Annotated in this window: 15 protein-coding genes; 5 read left to right on the top strand and 10 right to left on the bottom strand. The window is 73.4% G+C overall.

The genetic code is table 11. The features are described 5' to 3' along the window. Window positions 1-10: 10 nt before the first annotated feature. Window positions 11-205 (bottom strand): DUF3046 domain-containing protein, encoded by a 195-nt coding sequence (locus tag OG472_RS31550; RefSeq protein WP_405832238.1) that lies wholly within the window; start codon window positions 203-205, stop codon window positions 11-13. A gap of 81 nt (window positions 206-286) precedes the next feature. Between OG472_RS31550 and OG472_RS31545 the strand changes: the two genes are divergently transcribed. Further along, window positions 287-1,306, top strand: a complete 1,020-nt coding sequence (locus OG472_RS31545) for a hypothetical protein (protein ID WP_405942300.1) — start codon at window positions 287-289, stop codon at window positions 1,304-1,306. On the opposite strand, the gene OG472_RS31540 is transcribed toward OG472_RS31545, so the two are convergent. The 3 genes from OG472_RS31540 to OG472_RS31530 all read right to left on the bottom strand — a co-directional run bounded on the left by OG472_RS31540 (window position 1,275) and on the right by OG472_RS31530 (window position 3,231). After that, window positions 1,275-1,583: an AzlD domain-containing protein gene (locus tag OG472_RS31540; RefSeq protein ID WP_030010743.1), complete on the bottom strand. Its 309-nt coding sequence runs from the start codon at window positions 1,581-1,583 to the stop codon at window positions 1,275-1,277. The genes OG472_RS31545 and OG472_RS31540 overlap by 32 nt on opposite strands. Then, the gene (locus tag OG472_RS31535) at window positions 1,580-2,287 is read right to left on the bottom strand and encodes an AzlC family ABC transporter permease (protein WP_401611354.1); all 708 of its coding nucleotides are present in this window, start codon (window positions 2,285-2,287) and stop codon (window positions 1,580-1,582) included. Before OG472_RS31535 ends, OG472_RS31540 begins: the two co-directional genes overlap by 4 nt. A gap of 110 nt (window positions 2,288-2,397) precedes the next feature. After that, window positions 2,398-3,231: an AraC family transcriptional regulator gene (locus OG472_RS31530; protein ID WP_401611181.1), complete on the bottom strand. Its 834-nt coding sequence runs from the start codon at window positions 3,229-3,231 to the stop codon at window positions 2,398-2,400. An 80-nt stretch (window positions 3,232-3,311) separates the two neighbouring features. On the opposite strand from OG472_RS31530, the gene OG472_RS31525 reads away from it, so the two are divergent. The 4 genes from OG472_RS31525 to OG472_RS31510 all read left to right on the top strand — a co-directional run bounded on the left by OG472_RS31525 (window position 3,312) and on the right by OG472_RS31510 (window position 10,632). Continuing rightward, window positions 3,312-7,901: an ATP-dependent helicase gene (locus tag OG472_RS31525; protein WP_405942299.1), complete on the top strand. Its 4,590-nt coding sequence runs from the start codon at window positions 3,312-3,314 to the stop codon at window positions 7,899-7,901. A 157-nt stretch (window positions 7,902-8,058) separates the two neighbouring features. Continuing rightward, window positions 8,059-8,748: a hypothetical protein gene (locus tag OG472_RS31520; protein ID WP_405832233.1), complete on the top strand. Its 690-nt coding sequence runs from the start codon at window positions 8,059-8,061 to the stop codon at window positions 8,746-8,748. Between the two features lie 183 nt (window positions 8,749-8,931). Further along, window positions 8,932-9,726, top strand: a complete 795-nt coding sequence (locus OG472_RS31515; protein ID WP_405832231.1) for an Fpg/Nei family DNA glycosylase — start codon at window positions 8,932-8,934, stop codon at window positions 9,724-9,726. Window positions 9,727-9,861: 135 nt separating this feature from the next. Beyond that, window positions 9,862-10,632, top strand: a complete 771-nt coding sequence (locus OG472_RS31510; RefSeq protein WP_405832230.1) for an SDR family NAD(P)-dependent oxidoreductase — start codon at window positions 9,862-9,864, stop codon at window positions 10,630-10,632. Here OG472_RS31510 and OG472_RS31505 read toward each other — a convergent pair. The 6 genes from OG472_RS31505 to OG472_RS31480 form a co-directional block, all read right to left on the bottom strand. Further along, complete coding sequence (locus OG472_RS31505) at window positions 10,580-10,903, bottom strand: hypothetical protein (protein ID WP_401611175.1); 324 nt, start codon at window positions 10,901-10,903, stop codon at window positions 10,580-10,582. The two genes, OG472_RS31510 and OG472_RS31505, sit on opposite strands and share 53 nt — an antisense overlap. Window positions 10,904-11,073: 170 nt before the next feature. Then, window positions 11,074-11,454 (bottom strand): helix-turn-helix domain-containing protein, encoded by a 381-nt coding sequence (locus OG472_RS31500; RefSeq protein ID WP_030012484.1) that lies wholly within the window; start codon window positions 11,452-11,454, stop codon window positions 11,074-11,076. A gap of 109 nt (window positions 11,455-11,563) precedes the next feature. Further along, window positions 11,564-12,085, bottom strand: a complete 522-nt coding sequence (locus OG472_RS31495) for a CinA family protein (protein WP_405942298.1) — start codon at window positions 12,083-12,085, stop codon at window positions 11,564-11,566. Between the two features lie 73 nt (window positions 12,086-12,158). Then, window positions 12,159-12,815 carry a CDP-diacylglycerol--glycerol-3-phosphate 3-phosphatidyltransferase gene (pgsA, locus tag OG472_RS31490; protein WP_361765463.1) on the bottom strand — a complete coding sequence of 219 codons (657 nt, stop codon included), beginning with the start codon at window positions 12,813-12,815 and terminating at the stop codon, window positions 12,159-12,161. Next, window positions 12,812-14,299 carry a 30S ribosomal protein S12 methylthiotransferase RimO gene (gene rimO / locus OG472_RS31485; RefSeq protein WP_405832227.1) on the bottom strand — a complete coding sequence of 496 codons (1,488 nt, stop codon included), beginning with the start codon at window positions 14,297-14,299 and terminating at the stop codon, window positions 12,812-12,814. The genes pgsA and rimO overlap by 4 nt, the downstream gene beginning before the upstream one ends. A gap of 126 nt (window positions 14,300-14,425) precedes the next feature. Further along, window positions 14,426-15,325, bottom strand: a complete 900-nt coding sequence (locus tag OG472_RS31480) for a helix-turn-helix domain-containing protein (protein ID WP_383568980.1) — start codon at window positions 15,323-15,325, stop codon at window positions 14,426-14,428. Window positions 15,326-15,384 lie beyond the last annotated feature (59 nt).

Raw genomic sequence — 15,384 nt, 5'->3', positions numbered from 1 at the left:
CCCGGCGGCGTCAGCGCAGCGAGGTCGGCACGTCCATCGCCGAACACACGGCGCGCCACACGTCCTTGGCCTCCCAGCCCGCGTCCAGCGCCTGGTGGACGGTCCGGCCGCCCAGCTCCGTCATGACGTGGTCCCGCGCGAAGGAGTCGGCGTAGCCCGCGCCGAAGTGCTCGGCCATCCGCTCCCAGAAAATCGTCAACCGCATGCCTCCAGTATCCCGCCCCGGGAGAGTGCACCGGCCGCGTTCGCCCCTCCTGGCCGCACCGCCGCGTCCTAGGTTGCACGCATGCCCGGAGACGAAGCTTCCCCGCAGACGTCGCAGCCCCCGCACGCCCCGCACGCCCCGCATGCCGTGCCGCCCCCGCGGCCCTCGCCGGCCCCGCTGGCCCGCGCGGAGCAGTTCATCTGGCTCACGGCCCGCGTGCTGGAGCAGCGGCGGTTCGCGTTCCACTTCCTCGGCGGGGACGCCGACCCGGTGGACACCGCCCTCGGTTCGTACCTCAACGGCGACGGCGGCTACGGTCACGCCCTCGATCCGGATCTGCGCGGTCCGCTGAGCCAGCCCCTGCACACCGCTCACGCGCTGCGCGTGCTGGACAGCCTGGGCCGCTGCGCCGGGCAGCGCATCGAGCGGCTCTGCCGCCACCTGACCTCGGTCTCCACCGCGGACGGTGCGCTTCCGGTGCTCTCCCCGGCCCCCCGGGCCTACCCGGCGGCCCCGTACCACCCGATGTACGACGCCCCGCCCGGCGAGCTGCTGACCACGGGCCCGGTCGTCGGCCTGCTGCACCGCAACCGGGTCTGGCACGCCTGGCTGTTCCGGGCCACCGACTTCTGCTGGGACCGGGTCGAGAACCTGCGCCACACGCATCCGTACGAGGTCCAGAGCGCGGTGGCCTTCCTCGACGGCGTCCCGGACCGGGGGCGCGCGGCGGCGGCCGCGGACCGGCTGGGCCGCCTGGTGCGCGCGCAGAAGCTCGCGGTGCTCGATCCGGGGCGGCGCGGGGAGTACCAGCCCGCCCCGGGGTACGCCCCGGGCGAGCTCCTCTTCCCGCACGACTTCGCGCGGCGGCCCGCATCGCTGGCCCGCGGCTGGTTCACGGACGACGAGATGCGCCGCTCGCTGGACCACCTGGCCGCCGCGCAGCAGGGGGACGGCGGCTGGCCGGTCCGCCGCGAGGCCTGGGCGCCGGGGAGCTCGCTGGAGCGGCGGCCGATCGCGACGCTGGAGGCCCTGCTGACCCTGCGGGCGTACGGGCGCCTGCCGGCCGGGATCAGCCGCCCAGGGCCCGTACCCCCGCGGTGACGACGACGGCGGCCGCGACCACGACGAGGAACGGGGCCCGCAGCAGCAGCGCCAGTCCGGCGGCGGCGAGCCCGGCGGCGCGGGCGTCGACGACGAGGGCGGAGCCGGTGCTGAAGGTCTGCTGCGCGGTGAGCGCGGCGAGCAGCGCGACGGGCAGCAGGGCGGCCAGCCGGCGTACCAGCGGCCGCTCCAGGGCCCCGGCGGGGACGAGCAGCCCGGCGAGCTTGACGGCGTAGCAGCCGACGACGGTCAGTCCGATGGCGATCCAGACGTTCACGGACGGCGTCCCTTCATCCACAGCACGACGGGGGCGGCCAGGGCCGCGATCAGCACGGGCACCCCGGCGGGCAGCACGGGCAGGAATCCGAGCCCGAGGACGAGCGCGAGGGCGGCCACGGCCCGCTCGGTGCCGGTCTTCAGCATCGGCGCGAGCAGGGCCAGGAACACGGCGGGCCCGGCGGCGTCCAGCCCCCACGCCCGGGTGTCCCCGATGGCCTCGGCGCCGAGGGCGCCGAGCAGGGTGGTCAGGTTCCACAGCGCGTAGAGGGTGAGCCCGGTGACGGTGAAGCCGAGCCGGGCCGACTTCCGGTCGGGCTGGGCCAGCGCCACGGCGGTGGTCTCGTCGATCACCCAGTGCGCGGCGAGCGGGCGTACCGCGCGGGGCAGCTTGAGCAGCTGGGACAGCCGCAGCCCGTAGAAGGCGTTGCGGGTCCCGAGGAAGAAGGCCCCGGCGGCGGCGGTGAACGGATTGCCGCCTGCCGCGAGCGCTCCGACCAGGGCGAACTGCGAAGCCCCGGTGAAGACGAGCAGGCTCAGCACACAGGCCTGCAGGGTGCTGATGCCGGCACCGGCGGCGGTCACCCCGAAGGCGAACCCGGACAGCCCGACGGCCACACCGACCCCGAGAGCGTCGCGGATGACGGCGGCCCGCGGCCGCCCCTCGGGCCGTGTTGTCTCTCGTATCTCTGGCTCTGTGACCAGCTGCTTCTCTCCCACGCCCCGAAACTACGCGGAGCCCGGGCGGATGGTCTTGTACGTTCTTGCGCGCACCCGTCGGCCCTGGCCGGCCCCGGCGCGACAGGATCGGAAGGCTAGACGGCCCGTCCGCGCCGGTACGCGCCCGGGGGGACCCCCACGATGCGGGTGAAGTGCCGGTTCAGGTGCGGCTGGTCGGTGAAGCCGACGGTGACGGCCGCCTCCGCCGGCGCGGTGCCCGCGTCGAGCAGCCGGCGGGCCTGCCGGACCCGGGCGTCGGTCAGCCAGGTGTGCGGCGGCATCCCGTATTGCTCGCGGAAGGCCCGCAGCAGCGCGAAGGGGCTGGTTCCGAGGTCCGCCGCCAGCTGCTCCAGCGACGGCGGGTCTGCCATCCGCTCCGCCAGCACCGCCCGGGCCCGTTCGGCGTCGGCGGCGCCGGCCCGCCGTACCGTGCGGGCCGGCATCGGGCCCGCGTGCCGGGTCAGCATCCGTGCCACGACTCCCCGCAGCAGCGTGTCGGCGGCCAGCGCGTTCCCGGCCTCGGCGGCCCGGTGCACCTCGGTGATGGTCCGCGATCCGTGCGGGTCGGTGACCATGTCGGCCGTGAAGGCGAGGGTGCCGCGCAGGGTGCCGATCTCGTCGGCGACCTCGGTGATCAGCTCGCGGGAGGGGTAGAGGGTGGCGTACGCCCAGCCCTCGGGGACCCCGGCGCGCGCGGTGTGCGGCACCTCGGGGTTGATCAGCACCACACTGCCCGGTCCGGCGCGCACGACGTGGCCGGGCAGGCCGACCTCCTCGATGCCGCCGGTGACGGCCGCGATGACGTACCCGTCGTGCGCGTGGCGCGGGAAGGTGTGGCGTACGTAGTGGGCGCGCAGCAGGTCCAGCCCGGGCAGTTCCGCGTACTGCCAGTGCCGTGCCCACTCCCGGCTGCCCTCTTGCGTCCCCATCCCCCCATTCTGCGCTGCGCCCGCGACGGACGTTTCCCCAGGTCCGGGACGTTGTCAGTGGTCGGGTGCACGATGGGGGCATGGCAGGCGCTGCGCTCGACTCGTTCTCCCCCGCGACCCGCTCGTGGTTCACGGGGGCCTTCCGTACGCCCACCACCGCTCAGGAGGGTGCCTGGCGGGCTATCGGGGAGGGTTCGGACGTGCTGGTCGTGGCGCCGACCGGCTCCGGCAAGACGCTGGCCGCGTTCCTCGCCGCCCTCGACCGGCTCGCCTCGACCCCGCCGCCCGCCGAGTCGAAGAAGCGCTGCCGCGTCCTGTACGTGTCGCCCCTGAAGGCCCTGGCCGTCGACGTGGAGCGCAATCTCCGCAGCCCGCTGACCGGGATCCGCCAGGAGTCCGTCCGCCTCGGCCTGCCCGAGCCGGACATCCGGGTCGGGATCCGCTCGGGCGACACCCCGCCCGCCGAGCGGCGGGCGCTGGCCACCCGCCCGCCGGACATCCTGATCACCACCCCCGAGTCGCTGTTCCTGATGCTGACCTCGGCCGCCCGGGACGCCCTCGCCGGGATCGAGACCGTGATCCTGGACGAGGTGCACGCGGTCGCCGGGACCAAGCGCGGCGCCCACCTCGCCCTCTCGCTGGAGCGGCTGGACGAGCTGCTGCCGCGCCCGGCGCGCCGGATCGGGCTGTCGGCGACGGTCCGGCCGGTGGACGAGGTGGCCCGGTACCTCGCGCCGCGCGGCAAGGTGGAGATCGTCCAGCCGCCCTCCACCAAGGAGTTCGACCTGTCGGTGGTCGTCCCGGTGCAGGACATGGGCGAGTTGGGGGGCTCTCCGGCGACCGAGGGCAGGGAGGGCGGGGACAAGCCGTCGATCTGGCCCCACGTGGAGGAGCGGATCGCGGACCTGGTGCAGGCCCACCGCTCGACGATCGTCTTCGCCAACTCCCGCCGTCTCGCCGAGCGTCTCTGCAACCGGCTCAACGAGATCGCGTACGAGCGCGCCATGGGCGAGCGGCTGCCGGAGGGTTCGCCCCCGGCCGAGATCATGGCCCAGTCCGGCGCCGCTCTGGGCGCCCCGCCCCTGCTGGCCCGCGCACACCACGGCTCGGTCTCCAAGGAGCAGCGGGCGATCGTGGAGGAGGACCTGAAGGCGGGCCGGCTGCCGGCCGTCGTCGCCACCTCCAGCCTGGAGCTGGGCATCGACATGGGCGCGGTGGACCTGGTGGTGCAGGTGGAGTCCCCGCCGTCGGTGGCGTCCGGGCTGCAGCGGGTGGGCCGGGCCGGCCACCAGGTGGGCGCGGTCTCCACCGGGGTGGTCTTCCCCAAGTACCGCGGCGACCTGGTGCAGGCGGCCGTGGTCACCGAGCGGATGCGCACGGGGGCGATCGAGTCCCTCCGCGTCCCCTCCAACCCCCTGGACGTACTGGCGCAGCAGCTGGTCGCGATGGCCGCGATGGACACCTGGCAGCTGGACGACCTGCTCGCCCTGGTGCGGCGGGCGGCGCCCTTCGCCGCGCTGCCGGAGTCGGCGTTCACGGCGGTGCTGGACATGCTGGCGGGCCGCTATCCATCGGACGCGTTCGCCGAGCTGAGGCCGCGCGTGGTCTGGGACCGGGTGGCGGGGACGGTCACCGGGCGGCCGGGGGCCCAGCGCCTCGCGGTGACCTCCGGCGGCACCATCCCGGACCGCGGTCTCTTCGGCGTCTTCCTGGCCGGTTCGGACCCGAAGAAGGGCGGCGGCCGGGTCGGCGAGCTCGACGAGGAGATGGTCTACGAGTCCCGCATCGGAGACGTCTTCACGCTGGGCACGACCTCCTGGCGGATCGAGGACATCACCCGCGACCGCGTTCTGGTCACCCCGGCCCCCGGGGTGCCGGGCCGGCTGCCGTTCTGGAAGGGCGACCAGCTCGGCCGCCCGCTCGAACTGGGCCGTGCGGTCGGCGCGTTCCTCCGCGAGCTCGGCGGCCTCACCGACGAGGACGCCCGGCTGCGGCTGCTGGCCGCCGGCCTGGACGCCTGGGCCGCGGAGAACGTGCTGGCCTACCTCGCGGAACAGCGGGAGGCCTGCGGTCACGTCCCGGACGACCGGACCATCGTGGTGGAGCGCTTCCGCGACGAGCTGGGCGACTGGCGGGTCGTGGTCCATTCCCCCTTCGGCGCCCAGGTGCACGCCCCTTGGGCGCTCGCGCTGAGCGCCCGCCTCGCCGAGAAGTACGGCATGGACGCGCAGGTGATGCACGCCGACGACGGCATCGTGCTCCGCCTCCCCGACGCGGACCTGCTGTCCATGGACCTGCTGGACCACGACCCCGCGGCTCCGCAGCCGTTCGAGTTCGACGACGAACAGGCCCCGCTGGGCGCCGCCGACGTCGCCTTCGACCACGGCGACGTCAACCAGATCGTCACCGACCAGGTCGGCGGCTCCGCGCTCTTCGCCTCCCGCTTCCGCGAGTGCGCCGCCCGCGCCCTGCTGCTGCCGCGGCGCAGTCCGGGCAAGCGCACCCCGCTGTGGCAGCAGCGCCAGCGCGCCTCACAACTGCTCCAGGTGGCCTCGGAGTTCGGTTCCTTCCCGATCGTGCTGGAGGCCGTACGCGAATGCCTCCAGGACGTCTTCGACGTGCCCGGCCTGACCGAGCTGATGGGGGACATCGAGGCGCGCCGCGTGCGGCTGGTCGAGGTCACCACCCCGGAGCCCTCCCCCTTCGCCCGTTCCCTCCTCTTCGGGTACGTCGCCCAGTTCCTCTACGAGGGCGACTCCCCGCTCGCCGAGCGCAGGGCGGCCGCGCTGTCGCTGGACTCCCGGCTGCTGGCCGAGCTGCTCGGCCAGGCGGAGCTGCGCGAGCTCCTCGACGCGCAGGTGCTGGAGGAGCTGGAGCGGGAGCTCCAGTGGCTCACCGAGGACCGGCGGGCCAAGGATCCCGAGTCGGTGGCCGACCTGCTGCGCATGCTCGGCCCGCTGACGCAGGACCAGCTGACCGAGCGCGGAGCGGAGCCGGCCTGGGCACAGGAGCTCGAGGCGGCCCGCCGCGCCATCCGGGTCCGGATCGGCGGCGCGGACCACTGGGCGGCGATCGAGGACGCGGGCCGGCTGCGGGACGCGCTGGGCACGGCCCTTCCCGTCGGCGTTCCGGAGGCCTTCACCGAGCCGGTCAAGGACCCGCTCGGGGACCTGCTGGCCCGGTACGCCCGCACCCACGGGCCGTTCACCACGGCCGCCGTCGCCGCCCGCTTCGGCCTGGGCACCGCGGTGACCGAGGGCGCGCTGCACCGGCTCGCGGCGGCCGGCCGGGTCGTCCAGGGCGAGTTCCACCCGGCGGGCATCGGCCAGGAATGGTGCGACGCGACGGTGCTGCGCCGGCTGCGCCGCCGCTCCCTCGCCGCGCTCCGCCATGAGCTGGAGCCCGTGCCGCCGACCTCGCTGGCCACGTTCCTGCCCCAGTGGCAGCACCTGAGCGGAGCCCTGCGCGGCCTCGACGGACTGGCCCGGGCGGTCGAGCAGCTCCAGGGCGCCCCGGTCCCGGCCTCGGCGCTGGAACGGCTGATCCTCCCGTCGCGGGTGGCGGGCTACTCCCCCGGCCTCCTGGACGAGCTGACCACTGCCGGAGAGGTGGTCTGGGCGGGCGCGGGAGCCCTCCCGGGCAAGGACGGCTGGATCTCCCTGTACCTGGCGGACGCGGCCCCGCTGCTCCTGCCGCCGCCACACCCGCTGGATCCCAGCCCGCTCCACCAGGCGGTCCTGGCCGCCCTGACCGGTGGGTACGGCCTGTTCTTCCGCCAGATCGCCCAGTCGATCCGCGCCGAGTTCCCCGAGGTCTCCGACGTCGCCCTCTCCGAGGCGGTGTGGGACCTCGCCTGGTCGGGCCGGCTCACCAACGACACCCTGGCCCCGCTGCGCTCGCTGCTGGGGTCGGGCCGCACCGCGGGCTCGACGGCCCACCGGGCCCGGCGCACGGTCCCCCGCGGCCGGTACGGCACGCTGAGTGCGACCGTGTCCCGGACCGGCCCACCCACGGTCTCCGGGCGCTGGTCGCTGCTGCCGTCCCAGGCACCCGACCCCACCCACCGGGCCCACGCCCTGGCCCGCACCCTGCTGGACCGGCACGGCGTGGTCACCAGGGGCGCGGTGGCGGCGGAGGGCGTCGAAGGGGGCTTCAGCGCGGTGTACCGCGTCCTGTCGGCCTTCGAGGACAGCGGCCAGGCCCGTCGGGGCTATGTGGTCGAGGGGCTGGGCGCGGCCCAGTTCGCGATGGACGGCGCGGTGGACCGGCTCAGGGCCGCGGAGCGGACCCCGCCGCCGCTGGCTGCGGTGGTCCTGGCGGCCGCCGACCCGGCGAACGCGTACGGCGCGGCCCTGCCCTGGCCCGAGCCTCCGGCCGGGGCCACCCACAAACCGGGCCGCAAGGCGGGCTCCCTGGTGGTCCTGGTGGACGGCGAGCTCACCCTGTACCTGGAGCGCGGCGGAAAGACCCTGCTGGCCTGGCCCCCGCCGGAGGATCCCCGCCTCGCGGCCGCCACGGCCGCCCTGGCCGCGGCCTCGCGCGCGGGCACCCTCCCGGCCCTCACGGTGGAACGCATCAACGCGGCCGCCGCCCTGACCTCCCCCCTGGGCCGGGCCCTGGAGGCGGCCGGATTCCACGCCACCCCGAGGGGTTTGCGCTTGCGGTCCTGACGACTGCAAATCGGCGCCGAGTGTTCCGCTCACGTCCTGGACATGTCACAGAACCGTTGTGGCCAGCCCTCTGGGCTGGCACAGCCGCTTACTCATCCCTTATCAAGATGATCACAGGCATTGCATTGGCGATGCACAGTCATGGGGGAGTAGAAGAGTGAGCATCAGCATGCGCAAGACCACCCTCGGCGCGGTCGTCCTGGCGGTCGCCGGCACCCTGGCCCTGACCGGCTGCAAGAACGGCAACGAGGAGCTGGCCCCCGCGCAGCCGAGCGGTTCCGCCTCGGCCGGCGCCTCGCCCGCCTCGCCCGCCGCCCCGTCCGGATCGGCCAGCCCCAGCGCCGACGGCCCCACCACGGGCGGCAGCGAGGCCCCCGGGGCGAACGGCACGGCGAAGTCCGGCCAGACCTTCAAGATCGGCGAGGCCGCGGAGATCCCGTTCACCTACGGAAGCATCAAGGACGGCCGGATCGCCCTCACGGTCACCGCGATCGAGCAGGGCAACCCCGCCGACCTGGACGCGCTCAAGCTCGGCGACAAAGTGAAGGGGATGATCCCGTACTACATCCGCTACTCGGTCAAGAACACCGGCACCACGGACCTGTCGCACTCGTCCGTGACCCAGGTCAAGGGCCTGCTCGGGGACGGCACCGAGGCACAGCGCGTGTCGATCATAGGCAAGTTCGAGAAGTGCCCGAACGAGTCGCTGCCGAAGGGCTTCGTCAACGGCCAGACGCAGACCAGCTGCGCGGTGGCCCTCGCCCCGTCGGCCCAGACGAAGGTCTCCGCGGCCGAGTACTGGGGCAACCCCTACGGCTACCCGAACAAGGGTCTCGTCTGGAAGTGATGAGCGGCCCGTCTGGTCTGTCCGGTCCATCCGGTCCGTCCGTCCCCTCGGACCCCTCCTGACCCACAGAGCCCCTGCGTGCGACTGCACCTCGCCGCAGGGGCTCTCGCCGTTCGCCCGGCCCACGGGCCCCCACCTCCCGGCACCCGGGCCCCGCAGGCCGCCGGGGGCGACAATGGCCCCATGCCCGAAGGCGACAGCATCCGGCGCGCGGCGACCCGTCTCCACGCCGCCCTGGCAGGCCGCGAAATCACTCGCAGCGACCTGCGCGTCCCCCGCTTCGCCACCGCCGACCTCACCGGCCGCCTCACCCTCGACGTGACCCCCCGCGGCAAGCACCTCCTCACCCGCTTCGAGGGCGGCCTCACCCTGCACAGCCACCTCCGCATGGACGGCGCCTGGCACGTCTTCGCCGCCGGCGAGAAGTGGCGCGGCGGCCCCGCCCACGAGATCCGGGCCGTCCTCGGCACCGCCGAGCACACCGCCGTCGGCTACCGCCTCCCCGTCCTGGAGCTGCTCCGCACCGCCGACGAAGACCGGGCCGTGGGTCATCTCGGCCCCGATCTCCTCGGCCCGGACTGGGATCCCGCGCGAGCCGCCGCCAACCTGCTCGCCGCCCCCGAGCGCCCCCTCGGCGAGGCCCTGCTCGACCAGCGCAACCTCGCCGGCATCGGCAACATCTACAAGGCCGAGCTCTGCTTCCTGGCCGGGGTCACCCCGTGGACACGGGTCGGCGCGCTCCCCGAGGCGACCCTGCCCCGCCTGGCCGCCGCCGCCCACCGGCTGCTGTCCGCGAACACCGGCGAACGGCCGGGTCCCCGCAACACCACCGGCAGCCGCCTCCCGGGCCAGAACCTCTTCGTCTACGGCCGCTCCCACCGGCCGTGCCTGCGCTGCGGCACCCCCGTACGCGAAGCCCCCCAGGACGACCGCCCCACGTACTGGTGCCCCCGCTGCCAGCCGGGCCCGACGCCGTAGGCCCCGTCCGGGCGATGTCCAGGCGACGGGACGCACCGGCTGTCTCACCGGCCGTCCCACTGGCCGACGCACTGGTCGACCCGCTGACTGACACACCGGTTGACGCTCCGTCAGATCCGGTCGTACCGTCCCGGCATGCCCACACCCACAGCCTCGTACGACCTCACCGGCCGCACCGCCCTGGTCACCGGCGCGGCCAGCGGCATCGGCCGCGCCACCGCCGTCCTCCTCGCCGAGGCGGGCGCGCACGTCCACTGCGCGGACCGCGACGAGCAGGGCCTCGCCGAGACGGCCGCCCTCGTCACCAAGGCCGGCGGCTGCGCCACCGTCCATCCCCTCGACGTCACCGACCGGGCGGCGCTCCGGGCGGCCGTCACCGCGGCGGGCCCGCTCGACATCACGGCCGCCATCGCCGGGGTCATGCACACCAGCAGCGTCCTGGAGACGACCGACGAGGACCTCGACCGGGTCCTGGACGTCAATTTCAAGGGGGTGCTGCGCACCTGCCAGGAAGCCGCCCGCAGCATGATCGCGGCGGGCCGTCCCGGCTCCATCGTCACCATGGCCTCAGGAGCCGTGGACGCCGCCCAGCCCGGTCTGCTCTGCTACAGCGCCGCCAAGGCCGCCGTGGTGCAGCTGACCAAGACCCTCGCCACCGAGGCCGGCCCGCACGGCATACGGGTCAACGCCGTCGCCCCCGGCTGGATCCGCACCCCGATGACCGGCCGCCACAGCCCCGAGGTCCAGGAACAGACCGAGGCGGCGATGGTCCGCATGTCGCCCCTGCGCCGGGTGGGCGAGCCCGAGGACATCGCCCAGGCGGTGCTCTACCTGGCCTCGGACGCCTCGTCCTTCATGACGGGTCAGATCCTTCGCCCGAACGGCGGAGTGTCGATGCCCTGGTGACCCCGGAACCTGCGGCGGTCCCGGCGCCTCCGGGACCCTCAGCACCGCCGCCGCCGACGCCGGCACCCGCCGATCGCCGCGCCTTCCGCACCGGGCCCGGTACACAGTGCACCGGCAGCAGCCCCAGCCCCCAGCCGCCCACCGCCACCGCGCCCTCCACGGCCCCGGACTCCTCGGGCGCCAGCACGAGCCGCAGCACGGCCCACCACCACAGGACCCCCACCGTCAGCGCGAGGGCCGACGCCGCAGGTATGTGCAGTAACCGCCGCACGGCTACCTCCCTGGGGGTCCCCGGACGGAGCCCGGGGGTGGGGCCGGGACCCGGACGGCCCCATCCTCCCGCACCACCCCCGGCACCGCACCCAGAACGGCCCGGAGCCCCGGCCGGTGCTTCACGCACCGGCCGGGGCTCCGGCCACGCTCAAACGCTCACGTGCTCGCTCACGCGGCTACGACATTCACCGCTTCCGCAGGCGCCTTGATGGTCACCCGCTCCGGTCCACCCGTGACCGAAGCCATGGAGACCGAATTGAGCATCGGGCGGACCGGCACACTCACCGGTTCGCTTGCCGCGGCCGACTGTGCCAGCTCGGCCAGCGACAGTTCGTCACTGACTTCGCGCATCAGCTCGGACATCCGTACGTCCAACGCGTCGCAGATCGCGGAGAGCAGCTCGGAGGATGCCTCCTTCTGCCCCCGCTCCACCTCGGAGAGATAGCCGAGCGAAACTCGGGCCGACGAGGAGACTTCGCGCAGAGTACGGCCCTGGCGCTGGCGCTGCCGACGCAGCACGTCACCCAGCAGGCGACGGAGCAGAATCATCGGTGGCTCCCTCCTCTGACCGTGTAGCCGCATCCTTCACGCCCCACCGTACCGCCTCGCGCCGCGGCCGTGCGGGGAGCGATGTCGTGTTCACTCAGGGCTGCAAACATCAAATCCCCCCGTTCTGTTCCGTATCCTGCCTCCGCGCATTCTCACGGAGTTGGCCTGAGAGAAGCTCGAGCACTGTGCGTGCACTCTCCCTACGAATTTCCGCACGGGAGCCGTTCAACCTCAGCCGGACCGTTTTCCTGCTCCCCGGACCGTCCACCGCGACGAAAACGGTGCCCACGGGCTGCCCGTCCTGCGGCTGCGGACCGGCCACCCCGGTGGTCGCAATTCCCCATGAAGCGCCCATGACCCGCCGCACCCCGGCCGCCATCTCCGCCGCGACCTGCGCGTTCACCGCGCCTTCGGCCGCGAGCAGTCCCGCGTCCACCCCGAGGACCCGGTGCTTGATCTCCGTGGCGTAGGCCGTGACCGATCCGCGGAAGGACACCGAGGCGCCGGGAACCGCCGTGAGCCCGGCGGCCACCATGCCGCCGGTGAGCGATTCGGCCACGGCGAGCGACTGGTCACTTTCCGTGAGCAGCCGCAGCACCTCCGCAGCCGCATCGAACACATGATCGACCACTTCGCCCGCTCCGACCCCGCCGGAAGCCCCCGCCCCGCCTCCGGTCACCGGAAGGATTCCCCCACGCCGCCGGTCACTGCGCGGCCCGTTCCGCCGCGATCCCCTGCCGGCGCAGCACGACCGCCTGCCGGATGTAGTCCAAACCGGTGACGACGGTCAGCACGACGGCGATCGCCATCACCCAGAAGCGCATGGTCGCCAGCGCCCCGGTCAGCGCGAGTACGTACATGCCCACGGCCGTCCCCTGGGCCAGGGTCTTCAGCTTGCCGCCGCGGCTGGCCGGAATCACTCCGTAGCGGATGACCCAGAAGCGCAGGAGCGTGATCCCGAGCTCCCGCCCGAGGATCACCCCGGTCACCCACCAGGGGAGGTCACCGAGCCAGGAGAGACAGATCAGCGCCGACCCCATGATCGCCTTGTCGGCGATGGGGTCGGCGATCTTGCCGAAGTCCGTGACCAGGTTGTACGTCCGGGCCAGGTGCCCGTCGAAGATGTCCGTGATCATGGCGACGGCGAACGCCGCCCAGGCCCAGGCGCGCCAGGCCGGGTCGTAGCCGCCCTCGGCGAGCAGCAGGAAGACGAATCCCGGCACCAGGACGAGCCGGATCATCGTCAGGATGTTGGCGATGTTCCACAGGCTGGCCTGATTGACCGCCGCGGCCCCCAGCTTCGCGCCGGGTACGGGCCGGCGATCGGTCCCGCCCGCCGCAGATGCCGGGACTCCGGTCATCCGGCCGCCTCCTCAAGATCAATGCCCAGGGGCTCCGCCACCAGGTCCACACCCAGGGTGCCGACCACCTTGGCCGTGACGATACGCCCGGGGACCAGTCCCGTGCTGTCCGTGAAGACGACCTGGCCGTCGGTCTCGGGGGCCTGGTGGGCGGCGCGCCCGTAGGCACCGTCGCTGTCCTCGTCGACCGCCTCCACGGACTCGACGAGCACCTCCAGGGTCTCTCCGATCCGCTCTTCCGCGCGCTGCGAGGTGAGCTCCTCGGCGAGCCGCTGCATGTGCGCGAGCCGCTCGGCGATGGTGTCCTCGTCCAGCTTGTGGTCGTAGGTGACCGCCTCGGTGCCGTCCTCGTCCGAGTAGCCGAAGACGCCGATGGCGTCGAGGCGCGCGTGGGTGAGGAAACGCTCCAGCTCGGCGAAGTCCGACTCCTTCTCGCCGGGGAAGCCGACGATGAAGTTGGACCGCACACCGGCCTGCGGGGCCTTGCTGCGGATGGTGTCCAGCAGCTCCAGGAAGCGGTCGGTGTCACCGAAGCGGCGCATGGCGCGCAGCACGTCGGGGGCCGAGTGCTGGAAGGACAGGTCGAAGTACGGCACGACCTTGGGGGTCGAGGTGAGTACGTCGATCAGGCCCGGCCGCATCTCGGCGGGCTGCAGGTAGCTCACGCGCACGCGCTCGATGCCGTCCACCGCGGCCAGCTCCGGCAGCAGGCTCTCCAGCAGCCGGATGTCGCCGAGGTCCTTGCCGTACGAGGTGTTGTTCTCGGAGACCAGCATGACCTCCTTGACGCCCTGCTCGGCGAGCCAGCGGGTCTCGCCCAGCACGTCGCTGGGGCGGCGGGAGATGAAGGAGCCGCGGAAGGAGGGGATGGCGCAGAACGAGCAGCGCCGGTCGCAGCCGGAGGCCAGCTTGACCGAGGCCACGGGGCTCTTGTCCAGGCGGCGGCGCAGGGGCGCGCGGGGCCCGGAGGCGGGTGCGATTCCGGTGGGCAGGTCGGCGGGGGCCTCGGCCGGTTCCTGGGCGTGGCCGGGGAGGGCGACCTCGGCGCTCTGGCGCTCCGCGGGGCTGATCGGCAGCAGCTTGCGCCGGTCGCGCGGGGTGTGGGCCTCCACGCTGCCACCGTTCAGGATGGTCTGGAGGCGGTTGGAGATGTCGGCGTAGTCGTCGAAACCGAGGACTCCGTCGGCTTCCGGCAGGGCTTCGGCGAGCTCCTTGCCGTAGCGCTCGGCCATGCAGCCGACGGCGACGACGGCCTGGGTCTTGCCGTGATCCTTGAGATCGTTGGCTTCCAGGAGGGCGTCTACGGAGTCCTTCTTGGCGGCTTCGACGAAGCCACAGGTGTTGACGACGGCTACGTCCGCATCGGCGGCGTCCTCGACGAGCTCCCAGCCATCCGCCGCCAAGCGGCCTGCGAGCTCCTCCGAGTCCACCTCGTTACGGGCGCAGCCAAGAGTGACAAGGGCGACGGTACGGCGTTCGGGCATGGACTCAAGACTACTTCGTCCCGGCGTCGGCCCCAGCCGCAAGTCCCCGTACAGCAAGATCCCCGGGGTGCGGCGCAGCACCCCGGGGATCCGGATTTCCCTGTTCCGCCCATGGGCGGCCTCTGCTCAGCCCGCCTGGGGCTGATCCTGAAGAGGGTCCGCCTTGGTGTATGTGAGACGTTCCACCTGACCCGGCTGGAAGTCGTCCTTGATCTCCTTGCCGTTCACGAAGAGCTTCACGGCCCCGGCGTCGCCGAGCACGAGGTCGACGGACTCCTTGTCCGTGAAGGTCTTGGACTCACCCTGCGTGAGGGTGCCGTCGAAGAGCAGCCGCCCGGTGGAGTCCTTGGCGGAGATCCAGCTCTCGCCCGTGTCGGCCGTCAGGACGACGGTGACGAGGTCCTTGGGCGCGGCGGCGATCGCGCTGTCCGAGGGTTCCGGCTTGGGCGCGGCAGGGGTCTGCTGGGGCTGCGCGGCCGGCTTGCCCCCGGTCTGCTGGGGAGCCGCGGGCTTCGGGGCGGCGGAACCTTCCGCCACCGGCCGCTTGTCCTTCTCGTCGCCGCCGCTGAAGGCGGTGAAGCCCACGAAGCCGATCACGGCGACGATGGCGGCGACCATGGCCGCGGTCCAGTTGGGCCGCTGCCGTTCGGGACGGATGCGCTCGGCATCGAACATCGGCGCGGCGGGCGTGGGTGCCGGCCGGCCTCCGTGGGCCGCGTCGTAGCTCTCGACCAGGGGTACCGGGTCGAGGTGGACGGCGCGGGCGAGCGTACGGATGTGACCGCGGGCGTACACGTCGCCGCCGCACCGCGTGAAGTCGTCCTCTTCGATCGCGTGCACGATCGGAATGCGCACGCGGGTGATGGAACTGACCTCGTCGACGGTGAGCCCGGCGGCGATGCGGGCCTTCTTGAGGGCGGTCCCGATGGACGGGGTCTCGACGGGTCGTTCGACGATGCGGTCCTCGGACCGGTCGTCGGTCGAAGGCCGCTCTTCTTCGGGGGAGTTGGCGTTGCCGATGGACACGTGGGCGCCTTTCGAGCGTGTAGCCACCTGCTGGAAGTCCAGTCTAGGGGGGTGACGAA

Source organism: Streptomyces sp. NBC_00207 (assembly GCF_045160965.1).
In the GTDB taxonomy this organism is placed as follows: Bacteria; Actinomycetota; Actinomycetes; order Streptomycetales; family Streptomycetaceae; genus Streptomyces.
The sequence above is the reverse complement of the archived record's forward strand: the minus strand, read 5'-3'. Positions and strand labels throughout refer to the sequence as shown.

Coding starts and splice junctions, on each gene's coding strand:
- OG472_RS31510 (WP_405832230.1), top strand. CDS start 9,862: ATGCCCACACCCACAGCCTCGTACGACCTCACCGGCCGCACCGCCCTG.
- rimO (WP_405832227.1), bottom strand. CDS start 14,299: ATGCCCGAACGCCGTACCGTCGCCCTTGTCACTCTTGGCTGCGCCCGT.
- OG472_RS31550 (WP_405832238.1), bottom strand. CDS start 205: ATGCGGTTGACGATTTTCTGGGAGCGGATGGCCGAGCACTTCGGCGCG.
- OG472_RS31515 (WP_405832231.1), top strand. CDS start 8,932: ATGCCCGAAGGCGACAGCATCCGGCGCGCGGCGACCCGTCTCCACGCC.
- OG472_RS31500 (WP_030012484.1), bottom strand. CDS start 11,454: ATGATTCTGCTCCGTCGCCTGCTGGGTGACGTGCTGCGTCGGCAGCGC.
- OG472_RS31525 (WP_405942299.1), top strand. CDS start 3,312: ATGGCAGGCGCTGCGCTCGACTCGTTCTCCCCCGCGACCCGCTCGTGG.
- pgsA (WP_361765463.1), bottom strand. CDS start 12,815: ATGACCGGAGTCCCGGCATCTGCGGCGGGCGGGACCGATCGCCGGCCC.
- OG472_RS31530 (WP_401611181.1), bottom strand. CDS start 3,231: ATGGGGACGCAAGAGGGCAGCCGGGAGTGGGCACGGCACTGGCAGTAC.
- OG472_RS31545 (WP_405942300.1), top strand. CDS start 287: ATGCCCGGAGACGAAGCTTCCCCGCAGACGTCGCAGCCCCCGCACGCC.